General features: G+C 61.8%; 21 protein-coding genes. 8 read left to right on the top strand and 13 right to left on the bottom strand.

Annotated elements, in window-relative coordinates:
- Positions 1 to 57 precede the first annotated feature (57 nt).
- Entirely contained in the window at positions 58 to 1,722 is a 1,665-nt protein-coding gene (gene treF / locus JKL46_RS27660) for an alpha,alpha-trehalase TreF (RefSeq protein ID WP_201839288.1), read from the bottom strand.
- A gap of 245 nt (positions 1,723 to 1,967) precedes the next feature.
- On the opposite strand from treF, the gene JKL46_RS27655 reads away from it, so the two are divergent.
- Positions 1,968 to 2,963: an aldo/keto reductase gene (locus tag JKL46_RS27655; RefSeq protein WP_201839285.1), complete on the top strand. Its 996-nt coding sequence runs from the start codon at positions 1,968 to 1,970 to the stop codon at positions 2,961 to 2,963.
- Between the two features lie 225 nt (positions 2,964 to 3,188).
- On the opposite strand, the gene JKL46_RS27650 is transcribed toward JKL46_RS27655, so the two are convergent.
- From JKL46_RS27650 to JKL46_RS27615, 8 genes are all read right to left on the bottom strand, one after another.
- Complete coding sequence (locus tag JKL46_RS27650; RefSeq protein ID WP_201839282.1) at positions 3,189 to 4,103, bottom strand: pirin family protein; 915 nt, start codon at positions 4,101 to 4,103, stop codon at positions 3,189 to 3,191.
- A 154-nt stretch (positions 4,104 to 4,257) separates the two neighbouring features.
- A complete protein-coding gene (locus JKL46_RS27645) occupies positions 4,258 to 5,343 on the bottom strand; it encodes a branched-chain amino acid aminotransferase (RefSeq protein WP_201839279.1) in 1,086 nt (361 codons plus the stop codon).
- Positions 5,344 to 5,807: 464 nt separating this feature from the next.
- Complete coding sequence (locus JKL46_RS27640; protein ID WP_201839276.1) at positions 5,808 to 6,506, bottom strand: gamma-glutamylcyclotransferase; 699 nt, start codon at positions 6,504 to 6,506, stop codon at positions 5,808 to 5,810.
- 246 nt (positions 6,507 to 6,752) lie between these two features.
- Positions 6,753 to 6,947, bottom strand: a complete 195-nt coding sequence (locus tag JKL46_RS27635; protein ID WP_201839273.1) for a DUF6494 family protein — start codon at positions 6,945 to 6,947, stop codon at positions 6,753 to 6,755.
- Between the two features lie 331 nt (positions 6,948 to 7,278).
- Positions 7,279 to 7,911 carry a hypothetical protein gene (locus tag JKL46_RS27630; protein ID WP_201839271.1) on the bottom strand — a complete coding sequence of 211 codons (633 nt, stop codon included), beginning with the start codon at positions 7,909 to 7,911 and terminating at the stop codon, positions 7,279 to 7,281.
- A 902-nt stretch (positions 7,912 to 8,813) separates the two neighbouring features.
- Positions 8,814 to 9,086 (bottom strand): hypothetical protein, encoded by a 273-nt coding sequence (locus JKL46_RS27625; protein ID WP_201839268.1) that lies wholly within the window; start codon positions 9,084 to 9,086, stop codon positions 8,814 to 8,816.
- A 57-nt stretch (positions 9,087 to 9,143) separates the two neighbouring features.
- Complete coding sequence (locus JKL46_RS27620) at positions 9,144 to 9,470, bottom strand: hypothetical protein (protein WP_201839265.1); 327 nt, start codon at positions 9,468 to 9,470, stop codon at positions 9,144 to 9,146.
- A gap of 393 nt (positions 9,471 to 9,863) precedes the next feature.
- Positions 9,864 to 10,331: a hypothetical protein gene (locus JKL46_RS27615; RefSeq protein WP_201839262.1), complete on the bottom strand. Its 468-nt coding sequence runs from the start codon at positions 10,329 to 10,331 to the stop codon at positions 9,864 to 9,866.
- On the opposite strand from JKL46_RS27615, the gene JKL46_RS27610 reads away from it, so the two are divergent.
- Complete coding sequence (locus JKL46_RS27610; protein ID WP_201839259.1) at positions 10,318 to 11,535, top strand: S8 family serine peptidase; 1,218 nt, start codon at positions 10,318 to 10,320, stop codon at positions 11,533 to 11,535. The two genes, JKL46_RS27615 and JKL46_RS27610, sit on opposite strands and share 14 nt — an antisense overlap.
- A 32-nt stretch (positions 11,536 to 11,567) precedes the next feature.
- On the opposite strand, the gene JKL46_RS27605 is transcribed toward JKL46_RS27610, so the two are convergent.
- A complete protein-coding gene (locus JKL46_RS27605) occupies positions 11,568 to 13,454 on the bottom strand; it encodes an Ig-like domain-containing protein (RefSeq protein WP_201839257.1) in 1,887 nt (628 codons plus the stop codon).
- Between the two features lie 509 nt (positions 13,455 to 13,963).
- Between JKL46_RS27605 and JKL46_RS27600 the strand changes: the two genes are divergently transcribed.
- On the top strand, positions 13,964 to 15,463 hold the full coding sequence (locus tag JKL46_RS27600) for a class I adenylate-forming enzyme family protein (RefSeq protein ID WP_201839255.1): 1,500 nt from the start codon (positions 13,964 to 13,966) through the stop codon (positions 15,461 to 15,463).
- 28 nt (positions 15,464 to 15,491) lie between these two features.
- On the opposite strand, the gene JKL46_RS27595 is transcribed toward JKL46_RS27600, so the two are convergent.
- The 3 genes from JKL46_RS27595 to JKL46_RS27585 all read right to left on the bottom strand — a co-directional run bounded on the left by JKL46_RS27595 (position 15,492) and on the right by JKL46_RS27585 (position 18,380).
- Positions 15,492 to 16,118 carry an ABC transporter permease gene (locus JKL46_RS27595; protein ID WP_201839253.1) on the bottom strand — a complete coding sequence of 209 codons (627 nt, stop codon included), beginning with the start codon at positions 16,116 to 16,118 and terminating at the stop codon, positions 15,492 to 15,494.
- Positions 16,119 to 16,308: 190 nt separating this feature from the next.
- Positions 16,309 to 17,079, bottom strand: a complete 771-nt coding sequence (locus JKL46_RS27590; protein WP_201839251.1) for an ABC transporter ATP-binding protein — start codon at positions 17,077 to 17,079, stop codon at positions 16,309 to 16,311.
- 176 nt (positions 17,080 to 17,255) lie between these two features.
- A complete protein-coding gene (locus tag JKL46_RS27585) occupies positions 17,256 to 18,380 on the bottom strand; it encodes an ABC transporter substrate-binding protein (protein WP_246529573.1) in 1,125 nt (374 codons plus the stop codon).
- Between the two features lie 219 nt (positions 18,381 to 18,599).
- On the opposite strand from JKL46_RS27585, the gene JKL46_RS27580 reads away from it, so the two are divergent.
- The 5 genes from JKL46_RS27580 to JKL46_RS35230 all read left to right on the top strand — a co-directional run.
- Positions 18,600 to 19,778, top strand: a complete 1,179-nt coding sequence (locus JKL46_RS27580) for an AAA family ATPase (RefSeq protein WP_201839247.1) — start codon at positions 18,600 to 18,602, stop codon at positions 19,776 to 19,778.
- A gap of 187 nt (positions 19,779 to 19,965) precedes the next feature.
- Positions 19,966 to 20,499, top strand: a complete 534-nt coding sequence (locus JKL46_RS27575; RefSeq protein WP_201839243.1) for a hypothetical protein — start codon at positions 19,966 to 19,968, stop codon at positions 20,497 to 20,499.
- A 383-nt stretch (positions 20,500 to 20,882) separates the two neighbouring features.
- On the top strand, positions 20,883 to 22,076 hold the full coding sequence (locus tag JKL46_RS27570; RefSeq protein ID WP_201839241.1) for an ImmA/IrrE family metallo-endopeptidase: 1,194 nt from the start codon (positions 20,883 to 20,885) through the stop codon (positions 22,074 to 22,076).
- 201 nt (positions 22,077 to 22,277) lie between these two features.
- Positions 22,278 to 22,421, top strand: a complete 144-nt coding sequence (locus JKL46_RS36990; RefSeq protein ID WP_425493318.1) for a YHYH domain-containing protein — start codon at positions 22,278 to 22,280, stop codon at positions 22,419 to 22,421.
- Positions 22,372 to 22,768, top strand: a 397-nt coding sequence (locus JKL46_RS35230; RefSeq protein WP_210381489.1) for a hypothetical protein, incomplete at its 3' end; no start/stop codon positions are given. The genes JKL46_RS36990 and JKL46_RS35230, both read left to right, overlap by 50 nt.

The raw sequence follows: 22,768 nt of genomic DNA, 5'->3' as shown, positions 1-22,768 counted from the left end.
CCGTCAAAAGATGCGGCAAGGCAGGAGGAGAGCGATTCCACGCAAGTGGAAACGGCTCTAGCGTGCGGCCTCCGGCCTCCTGCCGGGCCTCCGTAAGCCGGAGGGCAGATTGTCGTTTGCGGGTGGGCTCGCGCAGCGAGTGCCCGGCACTGAACCACCATCAATGACCAGTAATTTCCGCACAATGCCATTCGTCCAACCGAAACCGTCCTGGCCCGGATATTCTCCACCGCCGGCCTCGAGCGAAAGGTTCACCACATTGTATTTTTCCATGAGCTTGCCGGTGTTGCGATAGGTGGTGACGACCCTGGTGATCCAGCGTCGCGCGATCAATTGTGCAAGGGCTCGCTTGCCGTAGGCATTCAAGCCCTCGACCGCGATCCACTGCAACGGTGCCCATCCATTTGGCGCATCCCATTGCTGGCCCGACTGAACCGTGGTGGCGACAAGACCGCCCGGCTTCAGAAGGCTGGATCGCACCACCTCGGCCACACGATCTGCCTGAGCCTGGCTGGCAAGTCCGAAGAACAACGGATACAGGCTGGCGCCTGTCACCTGCCGGGAAGGCTTCTTCTCCCGCCAGAGATAATCCGTGAAAATTCCTTCGCCGGCGTCCCAGAGATAGCGCCGAACCGCCGCCCTGCGTAGCGCTGCACGTGCCCTGAATTCGGCTGCCCGTTCCGGCTTGCGAGATGCCTCGTAGGCCTTGGCGAGGGTCGTCTCGAGATGGAACAGCAGGCTGTTGAGATCGACTGGCACCAGAGCGGTCGTATTGATGGTTGCGAGCGACTTGCCATCGGCGAGCCATCGCGAGCTGAAGTCCCAACCGCTTTCAGCGGCTGCACGGAGGTCGCGGTATACTTCCGCCGCCGGTCGGTTCGACGCGCGAGCGGTTTCGACATCCTCCCGATAGGACTCGTCGCGTGGTCTATCGCTGTCATCCCAATAGCGGTTCAAGAGCGTGCCGTCGTCCAGTCGCACGACACGACGATGCGCCTTCCCGGGCTCGAGCGTGTCGGCACCCTCCATCCAGAAGGCATACTCCCTGCTCAAGGCGGGCAGGAACGCGGCATAGGTCTTGGCACGATCGCGGCTTCTGGCCGCGATGAGATCCACCATCGACGCGAAGAACGGCGGCTGCGAACGGCTCAGGAAGTAACTCCGATTTCCGTTGGGAATGTGCCCGTACCGGTCGACGAGGCTCACGAAATTCTCGACCATGCTGACCGTGAGATCCTGACGACCGCTTTGATCAAGCCCCAGCATGGTGAAATAGGAATCCCAGTAGTAGATCTCGTCGAAGCGCCCTCCTGGGACGACATACGGCCATGGCAGCGGCAGTAGCGAAGAATAAGGGGCGAGCGTCGCGCTGTCCGACCCGCGTTCGAGGACCTTCCACAGACTGTCGATGTGGCTGCAAAGGTCCACGTTGGGATCGCTGCGATAGCCGCTGTCCTTCGGGCGCGCCACGGTGAAGTTTCGGTGAACGAATGCGGCAAGGTCGAAGCCAGGCTTGCCGCGCTCTTCCTCATAGCGCTGCACGATAACGGCCGGTGCATCGTTCGGCAGGGCGTCGACGAAGGTCTTGCCGTCGGGAAAGACGCGCTGCATCTGCACATCAACGAACAACTGACCAAACAGGTGCGACGGGGGATCGACCTCGGCAACCGCCGGAGTGGCGACAAGGAAGGCGATCATCAGGCCGACAACCCTGGCTTTCATTAGGGCCACTCCTCGACGCCTGTGCTGCGGTGCAGGCCAGGGTCTCACAGTTCGTGCCTGTGGCGAAATGCGTTGCGGCGTGCTGCTCGCATCGGCCTAATCTGTGACGATATCGCGTCTGAGGAAATGTCCACTGTCTCAACTGTCGAGGAACTAAAGCCAAGCAGGAAGCTCATGGCTGGCACAAATGGGCATGGTCTGCCAGTGTGCCGATAGGTCCAGGCGCCTAACGGAAGGGAGACACGATGAAGTCACGCAAACTCGGCCCGCTCCTCACCGTCTCGGCAGTCGGGCTCGGCTGCATGGGTATGAGCCACGCCTATGGTGGTCAATCCGAGCAGGAGTCCGTCCGCACGCTACATCGGGCCGTCGAGCTCGGTGTAACATTCTTCGACACGGCCGAGGTCTATGGCCCGTTCGACAATGAAATCCTTGTCGGCAAGGCGTTGAAGCCTTACCGCGACAAGGTGGTGATCGCCACCAAGTTCGGCTTCCGGATCGACACGAGCAAGAAGGACGCAGCCGCCATGTCCGGCCTCGATGGCCGACCGGAGCACGTCCGGGAGGTGGCCGAGGCTTCGTTGAAAAGGCTTGGGGTCGAAGTGATCGATCTTTTCTACCAGCACCGCGTCGACCCGCAGGTGCCGATCGAGGATACCGTCGGCGCCATGGCGGAGCTTGTGAAGGAAGGCAAGGTGCGTGCGCTCGGTCTTTCCGAAGCGGGAGCCGCCGCGATCCGCCGGGCTCAGGCCGTCCATCCGATTTCCGCTCTTCAGAGCGAATACTCCCTCTGGACCCGCGATCCGGAGGGCGAAATCCTCGATACTTGCCGCGAACTCGGAATCGGCTTCGTGCCGTTCAGCCCCCTCGGCCGCGGCTTCCTGACAGGTAAGATCCAGAAACCGGAGGACTTTGGTGCCGAGGATTTCCGGCGGACGCTGCCGCGCTTCAGTCCCGAGAACATGGCTGCCAATGCCTCGCTCGTGACCATGCTCGAGGAGATGGCGGCCAGTAAGGGCGTGACGGCTGCACAACTCGCGCTTGCCTGGGTCATCAACCAGGGCGATTTCATCGTGCCCATTCCCGGCGCACGGAAGATCGCGCATCTGGAGCAGAACGTCGCCGCCGCCGATATTGCGCTCTCCGCCGATGAGCTTAAGGCGCTCGGCGACATGCTGGCGCCGGAGAAATTTGCCGGCAAGCGCTATGGCGATGCTTCCATGCTGCAGACCAGCAGATGATATGGGGGCATTCTTCACGCAATGCCCCTGCGTGGCATCACCATCAAGCGGACCCTAGCTCCGCCTTATGACGCATTCCACCGTTAGAGCATTTTTCAACGAAGTGGATCCGGTTCGCCGTCAAAAAATGCGGCAAAGCAAAGAAGAGAGGTGATTTCACGCAAGTGGAAACAGCTCTAGAACCCCGCGTTTCGATGCGGCACCGAATGCCGGGTCGGCCTCGCGCTACTCCGGCAGCGGAATGAACTCCGTCTCATCGGGTACTGGATCGAAGCGGCCGGTTTTCCAGTCCTCCTTGGCCTGCTCGATGCGCTCCCGGCTCGACGACACGAAGTTCCACCAGATGTAGCGTGGGCCTTCCAGGGCAGTGCCGCCAAGGAACATCACGCGCGAAGGACGCGTCGCGCGGACGGTGATGCGGTCGCCGGGACGGAAGATCAGGAGACGCGGTCCCTCGAAACGGTCACCCGCGATCTCGACCTCACCATCGATCACATAGATCGCGCGTTCTTCGTAGTCAGGATCGAGCGGCGCGCTGGCGCCAGCCTCCAGCTTGACCTCGACGTAGAACCAGTCGGACACGGTCTGGACGGGAGCCGTCTTGCCGAAGGCGGATCCGGTGATGACCCGGGCTCGCACTCCTCCGGCCTCGACGACCGGAAGGATGCCGGCGTCGAAATGCTGAAACGAGGGATCGATCTCCTCCCGGCCGGCTGGAAGGGCGACCCAGCTCTGGATCCCCAGCATGGCCTGCCCGCCTGCCCGCGCCGGTTCGGGCGTCCGTTCGGAATGGGCGATGCCACGCCCGGCCGTCATGAGGTTCATGGCTCCCGGCACGATCTCCTGGACATGGCCCTCGCTGTCACGATGCAGGATCCGGCCGTCGAAGAGATAGGTGACCGTGGCGAGGCCGATATGGGGATGGGGCCGCACGTCCATGCCGGTCCCGGCAAGGAACTGCACCGGACCCATCTGATCGAAGAAGATGAATGGCCCGACGGTCTGGCGCTTGCCGTGCGGAAGCGCCCGGCGGACCTCGAACCCGCCGAGGTCGCGGACCCGCGGGACGATCACCAGCTCGAGCGCATCACAGGATCGGGCATCGCCGAGGATCGGGTCTTTCGATGGCAGCCAGCTCATGCGTCGCCTCCCTCAAGGAACCTCATCATCGCAATCTCCAACGATCCGGCGAACCGGATTCGTTCATGCAATGCGATCCGGCATGTGCGCGAATTCGGCCTCTTTCACATTGGCCGACCGCAGCGCCCGAAGAATGCCCCCCATTGGCAAGCCATCAGGCAATCATTCGGAGCCAACCATAAGGATCGGCCCGTGTCCCTCTCTGGATGCCGACAAGCGCCTCGCTGAGCTCTTGCGTCACGGGACCGACCTCTCCGCCCGCGATGGGAAACTCACCGTTGGCATGGCGGACGGTGCCGATGGGTGCAACGACGGCGGCCGTGCCGCATGCGAAGGCCTCCCGGAGGCGGCCGCTGGCGGCATCATTCTGCCACTGCGTGAACGAATAGGCACGCTCCTCCACCTTCCTCCCGGCATCCCGCGCAAGGGTGATCAGGGACGAACGGGTGATGCCGGGCAGGATCGTTCCAAGGGGTGGCGTCACGAGCGTTCCGTCCGCCATCACGAAGAAGATGTTCATCCCGCCGAGTTCCTCGACCCACTGACGCTCGGCAGCATCGAGAAAGACGACCTGGTCGCAGCCTTTCCCTGCTGCCTCCGCCTGCGCGATCAGGCTGGCCGCATAGTTGCCGCCGCACTTGGCCGCCCCGGTGCCGCCTGGTGCGGCCCGGCTATAGGTATCGGACACCCAGACCGTGATCGGCTTCGCGCCGCCCTTGAAATACGCGCCCACGGGGCTCGCAATCACGCAGAATGTGTACCGGTTGGCGGGGCGCACGCCGAGGAATGCCTCGTCTGCAAACATGAAGGGTCGCAGGTACAGGCTTCCGTCCCCGGACGGGATCCACTCGCGGTCGATGCGGACCAGTTGCTCGATGGCCTCGAGAAACAGCTCCTCCGGCATGCGCGGCATTGCGAGGCGCTCAGCCGAACGCTGGAAACGGCGGGCGTTCTCCTCGGGCCGGAACAGGGAGATGGATCCGCTCTCCGTGCGGTACGCCTTCATGCCTTCGAAGATTTCCTGGGCGTAGTGCAGGACGGCACTGGCTGGATCGAGCTGGAACGGCTTGCGCTCGACGACATGCGCGTCATGCCAGCCCCTCCCGGTCTCCCAGGTCACGGTGACCATATGATCCGTGAAGATCCGGCCGAAGCCCGGGCTCTCCAGAAAACGGGTCCGCTCGGCCTCCGGAACGATCTTGGGGTTGGGGCTGACACGAAATTCGGGGTTGTTTTCCAAAGTTCTCTCCTTTTGAAAAGTCGCGACCGGCCCTGGAGCATCGGACCGATGCTCTCATTCAAGGAGAAAGCATCGGATTCATCCCAAAAGTGCAAGTCCACATTTGGGTCCGATGATTTAGAGCCGATCGCGGCAACGGAAGCCCGGTCCTCGACGAGAAAGAGAAGCCATCTGCAAAGTTGCGCTCGAGATCGGTCCTGGCAATCTCAAACAGTGTTGGAGGGCACCTTGGCCATAGTCGCGGTACCGTGAGTTGACCCTGGCTTAGGGCGGCGCATGATGAAGGCCTGCGTGGAGAGAGGGATCTGGCCCTGGTGCGAACCTGGTGCAAGGAACCGCCCACAGCCGAGGCCCTGGAGAGATCCGGGGCTTCTGGCGTCTTGGGACTGCGAGTGTCCGATTGCCGTAGCGACGGAACATCCAACGGGGCAGGCAAACGTGGCACCGATCCTCGCCGGATGCGCCTACGTTCCACACCCATCGGCCTTGATCCGTTCCGCGACCAGTGCTTGCAGCCGCCAGAGATTGCGGTCGTGGATGCCTTGCTCCTCGAGATGGGCCACCGTTCTGTGCAGGTACTCCGCACAGGAGCCCCAATGCCCGCAGGCCCGAGCCAGAACGTCCGCGATCTGCTCGGGCGGCAGCCGCCCGGTGTAAAAGCGCGACCGCCGGTTCATGACGAAGGCGAGCGGCCGCACGATTCCCTGATCGGTCTCGACATTGATCCAGCGCGGGAGGTTGTTGGGTGGCTTCACCGTGATCTCCCGCCGGAGCAGCTTGCCCAACTGGGCTGCCAGATCGCTCGGGGGCAGCCTGAACAGAACACCTTGGCACTGCCCGCCGCGGTCGAGCGACATCATCAGTCCGGGCAGCTCCCTGGTGCCGCGGAAGCGCTCGATCCGGAAGCAGAATGAGCGGTGCCAGCCACGGGCCGTTCCCCGCCGCGTCTCGACATGTTCAATCTCCGGCTTCCAGATCAGGGATCCGTAGGCGAACAGCCAGGTGTCGGGTCCATCCGGACGGCAGGCAATCAGGTCCCGCGCCAGGGCGTCATAGTCCGTGTCCCCATGGTAGGTCCATGTCGGATCCGGGCCTGGATCGTCCAGCACACGATGGACTTGCGCCACATGTTCCGGTGTCAGCGTCATTCGGCGCGTCCGCATCAGGACGCTCCCTTCCGGTTGAACGGAGTGACCGCCACCGACCATGAGCGCTTGAGCAGGAACTGGTTCTGGTCAGCCATCAAAAGCCCGAATGCATGGTCATGTCGTCCGGCTTGGCTGCAAGGCCAACACCGGGCGCCCGAGGTCCGGCAATCTTCGCGCAGATCTCCTCAGACGCGGACATCGTAGCAGGCGCGGAAGTCTGAATAAATGCGGGGCTGCACAAGCCTTCATGGCAACGTTGTTTCAGCGGAGTTCGATGGACGTTTCAACCACGTGCTTTAACGCTGGATCATCGTCCGAGGTCAGGGTCATGCGAAGCCGCAGGTTGGTGCTTTTCATGTCTCGCTCACGCACAAGCCGCTCGATCTCTCGCTGCGACGTCACTCCTACTTCCTTCAGGAACTTGCGGACGGCCATGTTGAAGTGGTCTTCATCCATCGTGATCTCCTCGTTCGAGGCCATCGGATCTCACAATATCGCGGGAACCCGTAGAGACGCTACCGACGATCGATGAATTGGAGATCGGGCAGCAGCAGGTACCGAATTCCCGTTGATGGATCCTCCTGTATAGCTTAGCAATTTGTGGCAAATCAGTCCCGTCTGGCAACGGAAGGCAGCCGCCGGCACAGGAAATAAAGATCATCTGAAGTATTAATGTCTAGCTGATCTGATACAATAAGTGATTGGATTACTCCCACTCATCTCGAATATGGTATAGTTCGCATTTTCAGCGCTCCATGCTGCGCGCCAACAAGTCGGTTCCAGTTCGTCAACTCGCCGCGCGGCAACTTGCGAAGCTAGGCATTGAAGGCGTCATGAGGTGATCATGGCCCGCTGGTGGCGACATATCCTCGTTGCGGTAGCAAGCACTGCGGCTGCTCTTCCCTTGCGGGTTCAACTCGATCTCGGCCATGGCGCCAGCTTGCCCATCCTGGACGGTGCAGCCATCGCGAAGGGCGGTGACGGCTCCGGCGGCGGTGGAGGCCGCGGTGGCGGCGGAGGCCGTGGGGACGGAGGTGGTGGCCGCGGCGACGGCAATGGCGGCGGCGACGGCAATGGTGGCGGGAAAGGCGGCCAGGGCGGAAGAGGTGGTGGCGATGGTGGCCGCGGCAGCGACGGCAATGGCGGCGGCAAAGGCGGCGAGAGTGGCAAGGGTGGCGGCGATGGCAATCGCGGCGGAAAAGGCAGCGATGGCAGGTCTGGCGACTCCGGAGGCGCTGCCGGGGGACAGGGGAATCCTGGAGGCGGCAAGGATGGCTCGCCTGGTGGCAATCCAGGTGGAGGTAACGCAGGCGCAGGTGGCCAAGGTGCGGGCAACCAGGGTGGAAAGCGCGGCAACGGACAAGGTGGGGGCAAGGGCGCCCCTGGGCAGAGCGACCAAGGCGGCCCGGCCGGCGGACAACCAGGCAGCGCCGGAGGAGGCATCAACTCAGGAGCGGGTGCCGGTAACAGCGGAGCTGGCGGAAGCTCCCAAGGCCAAGGCAACGGAAGCAATGCCGATGGCAATTCCTCCTCGGGCTCCGGTAACGGAAGGTCAGGCAACGAGGGAAGCGGTAAAGGGCAAGGTGGCAAGGGGGCGGGCAAGGCCGAAAATTCACGGGGCGGGAACAAGAGTGCCCGCGGCAGCAGGGGAACCGACTCGGCCGACGCAAGATCCGGCCAGGCAGATGGCAAGAGCAACGGCGGAGGCAAAGAGGCCACGAAAGGCAGCCCTGGCGGTGGCGCAGGTCAGGATAGCGGCGCGGCTGACGGCAAAGGCGGAGGCAAGCGCGGTGGCGCTAGCGGGAACAGGGACACGAGGTCGAGCGCAGACAGCGGCGTAGCCGGCAGCACCACCGACCCAGGATCCAACAAAGGCAAGGCCGGAGCGCAGAGAGCAAGCGGCACCTCGACGGTTGATGACACGGCTGCTTCCGCGAGCGGCACGGCAGGCTCCACCAAGGCAGATAGCAGCGAAAGCCAGCGCGGCAGCGCAAAGGCGCAGGGCAAGGCCGCCGCATCGGACAAGCAAACGGCCGACCGGAGCAAAGCTGCCTCTCAGACAACAACGGCAACGAAGGATTCAACGAAGGCAAAGACTGAAGCAGGTGCCCCTATTGGACCGACACCGACGAGCCGGGGGTCCACCACGATATCCGACCAGCAAACGGCGGCCCCGGCCAACGCGACAACTCAAAAAGCCGCTCCGACGCCTGCGACCTCACAGGCGACAAGCCAGGCGCAGGCTGCACAACCAGGCGCCGCCGACAGTTCCGCTCCAACAAGCAAGAGCTCAGCTCCCGCATCAACGCAGCAGACGGCGGATCAGAAAACTACGACCTCTTCGACGTCGGTGAACGCCAGTTCGACATCGGTGAGCGCCAGCCCGACCACGACGAGCGTGACGCAGACCGTACAGGCAGACGCCCCCATCAACACGCCTTCGACAAACCAGAGCTCAGCTCCTGCCCCATCGGCTTCTCCGACATCGGTCAGCACCAGCCCGACGCCGACGAACGCGACCCAAGCGCCCACCGCGGCGCCGGAAACATCACAGCCATCAAGCACGACACAGACTGTAAAGGCAGATACCCCCACTAGCGCGTCTACGACAAACCAGAGTTCAGCTCCTGCATCCGAGCAGCAGACAGCGGATCAGACCACATCGGCTTCTCCGGCACCGGTGAGCGCCAGCCCGACCACGACGAGCGTGACCCAGGCCCCGCCCCAGACTTCGGAAACATCACAGCCGCCGAGCGGAACGCAGACCGTACAGGCAGACGCTCCCACCAGCACGCCTTCGACAAGCCAGAGTTCGCCCCCCACATCCGGACAGGAAACAGTGGGACAGGCACCAGCGGCCACTCCGCCAGCGCAGAGCGTCAGTACGAGCCCGCCGAGCCAGGCGCAAACGCCGACCCAGGCTCCGGAAACCTCGCAGCCGCCGAGCGGAACGCAGACCGCACAGGCAGATGCCCCCACCGCCTCCTCTCCGACGAGCCAGAACGCCGTTCCTGGGGCCGTGTCGCCGACAGGGACTCAGTCATCCGTAACCTCCCCTGCCCCGGCGAGCACCAGCCAAACCCCGCCGAGCCAAACCCCGTCTAACCAGGACATAGCTGCTGCTCCTGCCGGGCAAGCAGTGAGTCCGACCCCGGCATCAACGCCTGCACCGGCGAATTCATCGCAGCCGGCCTCGACGGATGTTGCACAAGCTGGCTCTTCCACCGGTTCCACGCCCGCAAGCCAGGCGTCGACCTCCACACCTGATCAAACAGCATCGACTCCAGCTCCGGCGGACACCCCGGCCTCCACGAGCGACGTCGCGGCCACGGCACCCGAGCAGTCGACAAGCGACCAGTCGCAAGCTGCCCCTCAGGAAACGGTCGCGTCGCAGGCTTCCGACAAGCCGGGGTCTGGGCAATCAGAAGGTTCGACGAGCCAGGCCTCAACGAGTGTGAGCTCACCTCCAGCGTCCGAGCAGCAGGCATCGAACCCGACCCAGGAACCTTCGACGGCACCGGCGACATCAGAGGTTTCACCCAAGACGGAGACTGCGCAGACAGATATCTCCACCAAGACGGTGCCGACGACGCAGAGCACAACCCCTGTATCCGTCGCGCCGATCGGGAGCCCGACGCCGACACCGACGCCGGCCAGTACCAATCCAACGCCGGCTCCCTCGCCAGTCCCTGCCGGAACCAGTCCAACGCAGACGGGCCAAGGCGTCGCGGCCGCCGCGGCCCAGGCTTCGAGCCCGGCCCAAGCGACCTCCAAAGCAACCCCCTCGGCGCAGGCGCCCTCGCAGGCGTCGAGCCAGGCAGAGGCCGTGCAAAGCAACAATGCCAACGCCAGTGTGGAGAATGCCGTCGATCCACGTCCCAAGCCGCGGCAATCGACGAGCTTCATCCTGGCGTCGGGCCTGTCCCGAGACGATCTGACCAAGCTGACCGCGCAGGGCTTTCACGTTGAGACCCAGACGCAAGGCCGGGTCGCGCCGCAGGTGATCAGGCTGCGCGTACCCCAAGGCGCGTCCCTGACACAGGCCCGGCAAACGATCCGTATGGTCGATGCCCGGGCTTCGGCGGATTTCGATCACTACTACTATCTCGATGGGGGTGCAGAGACATGCACTGGCCCCGAGTGTAAGGCGACTTCTCTCGTGAGCTGGTCGGTGTCCGATGCGGCTCGCTGCGGTCCGACGCCTCTCATCGGCCTGATCGACACAGGCATCAACCTCGAGCACGATGCGTTGAGGGACCAGGCGATCGAGGTCTTGCCGCCACCTGCAAAGCACTCCGACGCCTCCTTGCAGGATCATGGCACCGCGATTGCCGCTCTCCTTGCCGGACGGCGGGGGAGCCAGACGCCTGGTCTGCTGCCGGATGCGAAGATTGTGGCGGTGGATGCCTTCTACCGCGACGGCGGCACCGCTGATCGGACGGACGTGATGTCCCTCGTGGCCGCCGTCGAGGCATTGGCCGAGCGTGGCGTGCAGGTCATGAACCTGAGCCTGTCAGGTCCACCGAATGAGGTCCTCCAGAAAGCCATCGAGGCCGCCCAGGCCAAGGGGATCATGGTCGTCGCGGCCGCGGGCAACAACGGTCCCGGCGCCGAACCGTCATATCCGGCCGCCTATCCTGGGGTCATCGCGGTCACGGCAGTGGATCAGGATCTGAAGGTATACAAGCGCGCCACGCAAGGCGGATATATCGACGTGGCTGCACCCGGCGTGAATATCTGGACAGCGTCGTTGAAGGGCAGCGGCGCCCTGAAGACAGGCACATCCTATGCCGTCCCCTTCGTGTCGGCCGCCGCAAGCCTGTTGTTTGCGTCCAATCCCACGTTGGATTCCAAATTGGTTGAGTCCCGCTTGGAAGCGCGCACCCGCGACCTCGGGAAGCCGGGATGGGATCCGACGTACGGGTTCGGCCTGATCCAGGTGGCGGGCCTGTGCGCACAACCCACGGGGTCCGCCCCGGTGACGGCAGCCAATGAGCAGCCGGTTGCCTTGCCTTTTGCGGCACAGACTTCAGACACGCCTTGAAGGCACAATTCCCAATGACGGCGCCCTTTCACCTAAAGGATGACGTCTCCAGAACTGAGTGAGCCGAAAACTCTGATCTCGAAATCGGCGACCTTGTCACCATCGACATCGCCGCGAAGAATGCCGTTGGAAAAGCGGAGTTGACCATCCTTGCCAGTGAAGGCGGCGTCCAAGTCATTCTTGTCGACCCACCTGAACCGCTGATTGCCAGGGGTATCCCCATCCGCGTCGATCGTCCGGAGATCGATGAGATCCTTCGCTGACAGGTAGACCACATCGCGCTGAGATCCGACACGCGATTCCAGCACTGAGTTGAAGTCATACCGATCCGCGCCGGCATTGCCGTTCATCACATCCCGGCCCAAGCCACCGACCAGCAGATCGCTGTCGCCTCCACCGAACAATCGGTCGTCCCCGTCTTGACCAAGCAGCTTGTCACGACCGCTTTGACCATACAGCACATCGTCACCGTCGCGACCTCGGAGGATGTCTCTCCCACCGCCGCCGAGGAACCGGTTGGCGTTGGCGTCACCAAAGGCTTTGTCGTTGCCGTTCGAGAATTGGAAGCTCTCGATCGAGCTGAAGGTATCGCCAGCGGCTTGACCGGAGCTACGCTCACTATCCTCTAAATCAAGCGTGACGGTGCGGGTGTAACGCACGGTGTCTTGACCGGAGCCGCCGATCATCTGATCGGCCCCGGCACTGCCGAGGAGCGTATCGTTGCCCTGTTTGCCATCGATGACGTCGGCACTTCCGGTACCGGGGAGGTTATCAGGACCGGGACCACCGTCGATGACAGAAAGCGTGAGAGTATTGATTGCCACCGTGTCAGTGTTGGAAGCATTGTTTTGGTTTCCTGCCAGATCTGTAAACCTGGAGGCCGCCACCGAGACCGAACCCGTGGCATTGACGCTATCGGTCGCGGTGAACGTCGCCGTCGCCGACAGACCGTTGGCCGCGACAACGAGGTTGGACAAAGCGCCGTTTGCGACAGTGACGTCACTGATTGTAAAGCTTCCCGTCGCGATCGCCTCCGAGAAAGTGAAGGTCACCTGAGATGTCTTGTCAGCATCGTTGAGCACGGTGTCTACGAGATTCACCGTCACGTTCGGCTTCGTGGTTTCGAGCAACTGCGCTCTTGTGTAGGTATCGTCCTTGAACCTGAAGGACTCGAAGTTCGACAACGTATCCGAGCCGTTCGATACTTGATATGTTGCATGGACGCTGTCTGCCTCGATTTCTCCTTGCGTGCGGTTGTCCACGATCCGCAGTGAACCATCCGGCAGCTCAGTGACCTGGTATTTCTCGCGACGGCCGGTAAATACTGCGGTGTCACTACCACCACCGCCGTCCAAGGTGTCGTTCCCGCCCAGTCCATCGATCTCGTTTGCGCCGCTGTTGCCCGTGATCGTATCGGCCTGGTGAGATCCAAAAACGTTCTCGATGCTTGTCAGCGTATCCGTCGCATAGGATCCTGCGTTTGCTGTCCCGGCCGCTAAATCGACTGCGACGGCTTGGTTCGATCCAACGTAGTTGACGTCGTCGGATCCTGGGCCACCATCGACACTATTGGTTCCTGAGCCGGGATCGAAGTAATCATCGCCATCTTGCCCGTGCATCTCGTCGTTGCCGTCACCGCCATAAAGGAAATCCCCTCCGTCAGGGGTGTCGCCGGCATGTGCGGCGCCACCGGGCCTGACATGGCCCCAAAGAACGTCATCGCCCTCTTGCCCAAAAAGCGAGTCGGACCCCCCATACCCTTGAAGGATATCCGCGTCCCCGAATCCAAAGAGGGTATCGTCCCCTCTCGGGTCCTGCTTGCCTGCGACGGGGTTCCCATTCAGAAGTCTGAGGCCTTGAGATTGCGTGCTATCGTTGATGCTGCTGTCGGGACCGGCAGTGCCATTAAAAACGGCCATTCATTCCTCCCGCGATTGGGGGAAAATAACAATTGGAGGTTAAATCTGCGCCCACATCCCAGAACAACTTTCCGGGGTACTCTTCGAAGCGAAGCCAATACGCACTCGAATAAGTCGGATGTCTGAAGTTTACACTACGATTGGCGTGGGCGTCCAACGATAACGAAGGGCTGTCTAATCGCTGGGCGACCTCGGCTTGAAGCCTGCTGCCTGCTTCTCACAGCTTGACTTTATGCGAATTAAGTCTGGTGACAGGAGTGGTGTATTCAATTGGTGAGCGCGCCATGAGATTGAGCCTTAACAGGATCATGAACAACGCCGCCGGCGATTGCCCGTCGGCCCTAAGGCCAATCTTGTTGAGGCGCCGGATCTCTCGTTGGACTATACTTGCGTGCGTCGATCCAGGCGAACCATGGCACGTCGAGACAAGGGGCGGCCGCTTCTGATATCTACCCGCAGCTTGGCAGTTAACCCGACCAGTTCACGTAAGAGCCGCACGTGGGTGACCCATGCACATTTCCAACCTTTTGGACCATGTCCCTGACGACCTTCAGCCCAAGTCAGCTCTCCGATCCGGAGATCTTGTCATTTCCTATCAGACGCTTCACCGCGACGTCGAAGCCGTCGCCGGGCGACTGGCCGCAGCAGGGGTAAACCCGGGTCAGGTTGTTGGCGTCTATGTCGGACAATCTGCTGCGCATTGGTGTGTTCTTCTGGCTCTCATGCGGCTTGGCGCGGTTTCCGTATCACTGACCAGTCGTTTCCAGGCGGAGATCGATGCCGTGCCTGATCTCTCGGCCGTCATCCATGCGGGAGGAGATCCACCCGCCAGCGACCGGGACATTCGAATGATTGCGATCGGGGAGGATTGGCTGGAATCAACCTGCTCCATCCCGTTGCCGGCGCCTGATGAAGCCGAACGTCATTTTGGCAGAATCTGCTTCACTTCCGGCACAGCCGGAAAGCCGAAGGCTATCCGTCTCGACTCCGGAACACTGAAGCGCCGCCTCTCCGGAACAGCGGGCCGCAGCCGCCTCCATACACAATCTGTACTTTGGTGTGGCTTGGGCCCCGATTCCGCCTATGGTTTTACGGCCACGCTTGCAACGTGGATGATCGGTGGATCGATGTGTTTTCTGCGAACGGCCGAACATGCCTACGAAGATCTCGTTCGGTGCGAAGTCGACGTCATCATTGCCTCGCCCGCCGCGCTGAACACAGTTCTTCAGAGCCGTCCTGAAAATTCCCGGGAGCGTATCAACGGACCGGTCATCATTGCAGGAGGGCGTCTCTCGACGAGACTTCGCGATCTTCTGCTGGCAAACCTGTGCTCGGAGGTTCTGATCGCTTACGGCGCATCGGAGACCGGCGGGGTCACGCTTGGCGATGCGCGGGTGCTTGACAGGCATCCCGGAGCGGTCGGCCCGATCTTCCCTGACGTTCAGGTCGAGGTCGTCGGTGAAAATGGCCAAATCCTACCCATTGGCATGCCAGGCCGCATCCGGATCAAGACGACCGGTTCGGTTTCCACCTATCTGAACGACCCGATCGCGAGCGCGCGGCATTTCTCGGCTGACTGGTTCTATCCAGGCGACATCGCCCAAATCTCAGGCGAAGGGTTGCTGACCTTGATGGGGAGGGACGCCGAAATTTTGAATGTCGGCGGTGTAAAGCTCTCGGCCGACGACATCGATGAGGCTGCCCGTTCCGCGGCGGGGGTCGAGGATGCTTGCGCTTTCGTGCTGCCGGATAGGCAAGAGGGTGCTCGTCTGGCAATCGCCGTCGCCGGCCAATTGGACGCCGTCGGGAGACTTCCGTCACACCTCCGCTCGATGATGCCGAGCTTGCCGCCCTTTAGCGTGGTGCCGGTCTCGGCGATACCTCGCAACTCCATGGGCAAGGTAAACCGGGAGGAGTTTGCGCAGAGGGTCGATCAATTGCTCCGGAACCCGGGCGCTGCCGCCGCAGAGGGATTCGCGATCATCCCGTCAACCCCGGCTCCACCCTGATGAGCACCGAGAACGCGGACAGTCGAGATCAGCGCCAGTGCAACAGGATACGTTCGAGAAAGGAGAGGATTCCCGATACAGACACTCCCAGTATCGAGAGTATGAGAATGCCTACGAACAGCTGGTCGGTTCGCATTAAATTTCCCGATGCCAGAACCAAGGCGCCCAAGCCATGCTGTGCCCCGATCATCTCCGCCGCCGTGAGCAGAATGAGGGCGATCGAACAGGAAATCCGGCAACCGTTGAGAAGAGCCGGGATCGTTCCAGGCAGGATCACCTTCCAGATGATCATGCTGCTTGGAATTCCAAAGGTTTGCGCCATCCGAACGACGTTGCGGTCGACACCGGAGGCGCCCGAGTAAGCCGCAAACACCATCGGCGAGAACACACCCGCCGCGATCGTCGCCACTTTGGCGCCTTCTCCGATTCCGAACCAAAGGATGAAGAGTGGAAGCAGGGCGACCTTTGGAACAGGGAAGAGCGCGGAGACCAGCGGCAACGCTATTGCACGTCCCCATGAGCTTAGTCCGATCGCAAGGCCGACGCCGACCCCGCAGACAGCCCCCAGCACCCATCCGAGGAACAATCGCTGCAGGGAGGCACCGAGATGTTTCAGCAACTCGCCATTGCGTGCAAGGGCGCCGAATGCCGTCATGACTTCGTAGGGCGCCGGCACGCCGATCGCGCTGGTACCGACCGACGTTGTCGCCCACCATAGGGCAAGGACGACGGCAAGGGTCAGGAGGGAAAGGTGTGGGACAGGCCGGGAATTGAACTCGCCGCGATAACGGACCTGCTCCGCGTCCGGTCGGGTTTCCCGCTGATCGACCGAACCTGTCTTGGTCCTAGGATGCACCTTCGAGCTCCCGGCCACCTGCCTCAATCTCCTCGCGGATAATCTCCCGTATCGCCTGCTGCAATGCAACCAGCGTCGGATGATCCTCCCTGCGATCGATAAAAGGCACGGCGACCTCGAAGATCGTCCGGACGCGAGCTGGTCTCCGAGATAGGATCACGATCCTGTGCGCGATCTGGGTCGCTTCCAAGACATCATGTGTCACGCACACTCCGGTAAAACGGGCGTCCTCCCACAGCCGGAGGAAGTCCCGCTGGAGCAACTCTCGCGTTCCGACGTCGATCGCCGAGAAAGGCTCGTCCAGCAACAGGATGGCCGGGTCGACCACAAGCGCGCGGGCAAGGCCCGTGCGCTGACGCATTCCCCCTGACAACCGATTTGGGTAGGCGTGCGCAAACTCGGTCAGCTTGACCTGCTGGAGCGCCGACCAAATCCGTCGCTGCCGTTCCTGCGCCGACAGGGCATGATGCTCGAGCGGAAGTTCAACGTTTTTCGCAACGGACCGCCAAGGTACCAAGGCGAAGTCCTGGAAGACGATGGCGATCGGATGCAACGTTCGGGGAGACGGATTCCCTCGCGTCAGGATTCGGCCTGAATCGGGAACTTCAAGCCCGGCGATGAGGCGCAGGAGCGTCGACTTTCCACATCCGGACGGCCCAAGGATACAGACGATTTCGCCGCTAGGGATGTCGAGCGACAGGCTGTTCAGCACGATCAGGCGATCATAGGCATGCCGCACGTCGTCGATCAGAATATCCATTGCCTTGAACCGCCCGTGTTGTGACCCGCAGTTCCTGCTCTTGGCGCGGGTAGTCCTGGCGCCGATTTTGGATGCTTTGCCACGATCTGTCTGCAATCGAGCGGACCGATAGTACCTTGAGCATTGCCCCAAGGCCGAAGGAGTTCACCGGTGAATTTCCGGGGAGGCGGATGCGATCAGTTGAGAAACTCCAATCGGATGATCGCATCTGGATCGAGTTCCTGCGTTATGAATCCATTCTCGAAGTACCACTTGATCTGCCGGGCGAGATCGCGGGCGTCGATGTGCCCGGTGGGATCGACATAGAGCGCCGACCCCTGGACTTTCTTTCTCGCGGTCTCGGGGCTTTCATTCGGATTGATATATTTTGCGATGATGGCGGCTGTATCGTCAGCTTGGGCACGCCGATCGGCAATGGAGTCATCTCTACCGTTGAGAATGGCGTAGTCCTGCAGGCCTCGCTTATAGGCCCGCAGGAACTGGCGAACTGTGTCGCCGCGATGCTCGAGGGTGTTCGTCGCCGCAAAGACGCCCCCGAATTGGAAACCTCCATAATCCGCATAATTCGCGATGCGGACGACAGCACCGGCATCGATGAGTTCGGTTGCGACGGGCGGTGCGATAATTGCCCAGGAGACCCTGTTTGCCTTGAGCGCCGCGATAAGGTTCGGCAAGGTTTGAAAGGGTTGAACCGCGATCGAGCGAAGGGGCACACCATGCAGGTCGGCGAGTTGCCCCAGCTGATAATGAGACGGCGACCCGATCTGGGTGAGCCCGAAAGGCTTCGTGAACAGCTGATCGAGCCGGGTGACACCACCCTCGAACTCCGCTTTTGTGACAAGGATCATGTTGCCGGGGAAGCCTTTCTCTTCCCGCGCCTGACCGGCAACCAGCTTGATCTGCCCGCGCGCGGCGAGATTGAAAAGAGCTCCGCTGAGCGCTGCGACGCCAAAGGTGAGATCTCCGGAGACGACAGCCGTCGCGATACTTGGTGCGGCCTCGAAGAACACGATTTCGACATCGAGATTCTCGTCGGTGAAATATCCGCGCTCCTTGGCGAGGAACAGCGGACCTGAGGAGCTGAAGCGAAGGGCTCCGACAGTGACTTTCTCTCGAGATTGAGCCTCGGCGAACGTGAATAGGCTCAATACGATCACGAGGCCGGCGAGAGCATTTTTCGCCGAAGTGGATCCGGTTCGCCGCCCAAAAATGCGGCAAGCCGAAGACGAGAGATGATTCCACGCAAGTGGAAACAGCTCTAGTACCTTGTGGACGATCGAGTGACGTGGCTTCTGGTGCATAACGACCTGCCGTGGATCATCAGCGGTGCGTGGGTCCCGCTACAGGGACGACTCGTATCGGAGACGCTACAGCCGCATTCACTAGCTACTTGTACCAAGAATCGGACTGAGTCTTAACCTGAGAACGGCGCAGCGCATTGGCTTGGCGCTGCCTTGAACTTTATGGGGATCTTTCCTAAGTTTATCAAAATCTCATAAACTGGGTTAAACTCGCAATAAATGGACCCTCGACTGAACCCTTACGCGCCGGGAGCCGGCAACCCTCCCCCTGAGCTTGCCGGCCGCGACAGCATTCTCGAACGCGCCCAGATCGCGCTCGACCGCATCAAGATGGGACGCGCCAGCCGCAGCTTCATCCTCTATGGCCTTCGCGGGGTCGGCAAGACCGTCCTGCTCAATCGCATCCGCCTGGAAGCCGAAGCCAAACAATATGTGAGCGTGTGGATCGAGGCGCCCGAGGAGCGGTCGCTGCCGGCCCTCCTGGCCCCGGCCCTGAGAGCGACGTTGCTCAAGCTGAGCCGTGGCGAAGCGCTGAAGGACAGCGCCAAGAGGGCCATGAGGGCCCTTGCGGGCTTCGCCAAGGCCCTGAAGGTGACGTACTCGGACATCGAGGTGGGGGTCGATCTCGACCCCGAGCCCGGCGTCGCCGACAGCGGTGATCTCGAGAGCGACCTGTCCGACCTCCTCGGCGTGATCGGCGAGGCGGCAGCCGAGCGCGACACCATCGTCGTGATCTACATCGACGAGCTCCAATACGTGCCCGAGGCCCAGCTGGCCGCCCTCATCACCGCGCTGCATCGGGCCTCGCAGAAGCAGCTTCCGATCACCCTGGTGGCCGCAGGCCTGCCGCAGCTCCTCGGTCAGATGGGGCGCGCCAAGTCCTATGCGGAGCGGCTATTCGAGTACATCCCGATCGACAAGCTTGATCCGGAAGCGGCGACCAAGGCCCTTTGCATCCCCGCGGAGAAGGAAGGCGTGACATTCGAGGATGGAGCCATCGCCGAGATCATCGATCAGACGCAAGGGTATCCATACTTCATCCAGGAATGGGGGAAACACAGTTGGGATCTCGCCGAGGCATCCCTCATCGATGTGAATGACGCCACCCGAGCGACCGTCTCGGCTTTGGCCGAACTCGACGCGAGCTTCTTCCGGGTCCGGTTCGATAGGCTGACCCCATCCGAGAAGCGCTACCTGCGTGCGATGGCGGAACTCGGCGAGGGGCCGCATCGCTCCGGCGACATCGCCGACCAACTCGGCATGAAGGTCACCTCCGTCGCCCCCATCCGCAACTCGCTGATCTGGAAAGGCATGATCTACAGTCCCTCCCATGGCGACACGGCGTTCACGGTGCCTCTTTTCGATGGTTTCGTGAAAAGGACCATGCAGGACGCCTAAAGCATCGGACCCAAAAGTGGTTTTGCACTTTTGTGATGCTTCCGATGCTTTCTTCTTGAATGAGAGCATCGGTCAAGACTTGCTCCCCACTTGATCGCAGCAAGTCAATGTGAAGCATTTCACTTACTCGGAATGCATCTCTCTGCATTTTGCTGGCCGGGCTGGCTGAAGCAGAGGATCGAACCAGATGACCATCCAGAGAATGTCGCGTGTCATTGCGTTTGTGCTTGGTACAGCGTCGCTAGGTCTCGCCATTCCGGCGCAGGCCGAGTGGGGCGGTGGATATGGGGGCACGCCGATGCCGAGTGGCGGGGTGTCGGACTGCGTTCCCGGCGCCACCAACTGCAAATCCAGCACACGGCCGATGCCAAGGCCCATGCCAAGGCCGAGGCCAAGCAACCCGGCACCGGGCGGCTGGAACCAAGGCGATGGCAATCCTCGTCCCGGCAGCTGGGATGAAGGTGGCGGCTATGGCGGCGGGACGACCGGACGCCCCTCCGGCGGCTGGGAGCAGGGCGAATACGGCGGCAGGCCGCGCCCGTGCCGGCGGGGCTATTGCGAGGAAAGGCCCAGCCAGTGGGGTGGCAACCTCCCGAGCAGCTATCCTGGTTACGTCGAGTACCGTCCTCCGAGCTATGGGTATCCCCGGCCCAAGGTTTGCTACAACTTCGTAGGACGTCCGTATCTCTACCACGGTCGCGGACGCTGCCCGATCAGCTAACCAAACTTCGAAGATCGCCAACTCTCCCTTCAAGTTGGCGATCTTCTCCTCATGAGGCGATCTCTCGAAAGGATTCCTGCGCGGGGATGACAATGTCGAGGACCAAGCGCCTCGTTCTGCAAGCGATCCCGGATCCCGCGCTTGCATCGGCGGCTAAGCCCCTCGCGCCAAACTCGTGCGCCAGCGCACAGGCGAAGGCCTTCACCGTCGCGGCCCGTCTGGAATCGCATGGTTCCCGGAATCGCCCGAGCGTATACTCGCGGGATCTCTCGTTGTGCTGAGCCGGCCCGCGCCGGCGGACCATTTCGTCATGGTCCGCGCGCCCGTCCGCTCGTCGCGTTGCCGCTCGTATCGAAACGTCGCATCGATGAAGGAGTGCAGTCATGGCCGATCGCAATGTTTGGGATCCACCGACACCGCCGGGACATATCGAGGACATCACGCGCGGCAAGGTGGTCGAGCTGCACATCTACAGCTTCCCGCAATCGACTAAGACCCGGGACGCGATCCGCACCGATGTGAAGAGGGCTGCGGGGATCTGGTGCCAGGCGAAGATCAACGTCCAGGCCGTGCGACTGGAGAAGCTTGCCGGCCCCCTGCCCTCGGAGCCGCTCGACATGAACCTGTCCGATCTCGCCCGGCATTTCGCCTGCGGAAATTTCGCCGATCAGTTCTTCGGCATCCCGCGTCCGGGCAACCCCGACATCACGCGATCGATCGCGGTCTTCTACATTCCCGGCGATGCATTCATCAACGGCTCGGGCAATGGATGTCACCAGTACCGATATCAGGGAATGGACGGCCAGCCCGAGCACATCATCATCATGACGGATGGATCCGACGGCCGGACCCTTGCGCATGAAATCGGTCACGCTCTTCTGACCCGCAGCATCGGATCCGGGCAATGGACCAACGAGGATCCGGATCCGCAGCAGGATCCGGCAAGCCCGCTGCACAATCTGAACCCGCAAAACCTGATGCATCCCGTCGTCGGCCAGAATCCCGTCGTCTCGGCGCCGCAGGCGAGCCAGGCCCGGCAATGCCTGCTGGTGCACGAGAACGGGTTGGTCTCCGGCTTCAGGGAGAACAAGCCGTTCAAGCTCGGGGTGAAGTTCAAATCGATCAACGTCAAGAAAACCGACGACGAGGCCTTCTCCGACGATGCCCTCGAAAGCTCATGGGTGTTCAAGGCCAGCGTGCTCGATGCCAACGATGCTGAACTGTCCAACAAGAGCCACAGCTGGAGCAAGGATCCGTTGCACTGGTTCAACTATGCGCTCGACATGGACTACCTGTCCGTGGACCTCCCGACGACGAGCCACAAGCTGCGGGTTTCGGTCAATGGAACGGATTGGGATTTCTGGAGTCCGAACGACGACCTCGCGCCCATCGATCAGACCCGGCCGCAAGGAACCGACAAATGGGGCTCCGGAAGCATGGATCCCGGCATACCGGACGGCCAGATGGGCGATCACATCGGATCGGCCAGCGACGATGAGATCGACTATTCGGTAACGTTCAACATCCGCCTCGAACAGGAGCCGCAGCAAACCACCTTCCGGTCCGTCTGCGCCTGATCGATCCGTCACGGTCTCCGCTGAGCGTCCTGGCGAGCCATCTGCGCCGTACTCCACAGTGAGTTCAGACGTGGATGGCCGACATTCAGGCGACATGACCAATTGAGAGAGCGCAGGTCACGCCTGTCCGACACACAACCAAAAGATATATTATTGCTTTCAACTATTTTTGGTTGTATCTCTCCCTCAGTGCAAAGCCATATGGGGGGCTCACCAATGAAAGCGCTGCTCGCCGTCATTCTGACGATGGTACTCACCGGTTCCGCATTCGCCCATGGAGGCGGACTCGATAGGAATGGCTGCCACACCGACCGCAAAACCGGCGACCGTCATTGCCATCGATAACGGCGCCAGCTTGATTCAAGTCTGCGGTACGGCGCCTCGCCTACCCGCCCCGCGCCACTGCGATCGCCAGCGCTTCGAGCAGCTCGCGCATGCCTTCCCCAGACTTGTTCCGGGGATCAGTGCCGGTGATCGCGATGCGGTCAAGCGCGGTGCCTCTCGGATCGCGAATGACACCCGCCGCGTCATGCCCGGGCTTGTCCCGGGCACCCACGTCTTGGCAGCGCGGCGGTTCTCGAAGACGTGGGTGGCCGCACCAAGTGCGGCCATGACGCGAGGGTGTCATACCAGGCGGCCGCAGTCCGGGAATGACGCGACCCCTCATGGCACCCTCTCCGTCAAGCGACCCT

Source organism: Microvirga zambiensis WSM3693 (assembly GCF_016735695.1).
Classification (GTDB): Bacteria; Pseudomonadota; Alphaproteobacteria; order Rhizobiales; family Beijerinckiaceae; genus Microvirga; species Microvirga zambiensis.
The sequence above is the reverse complement of the archived record's forward strand: the minus strand, read 5'-3'. Positions and strand labels throughout refer to the sequence as shown.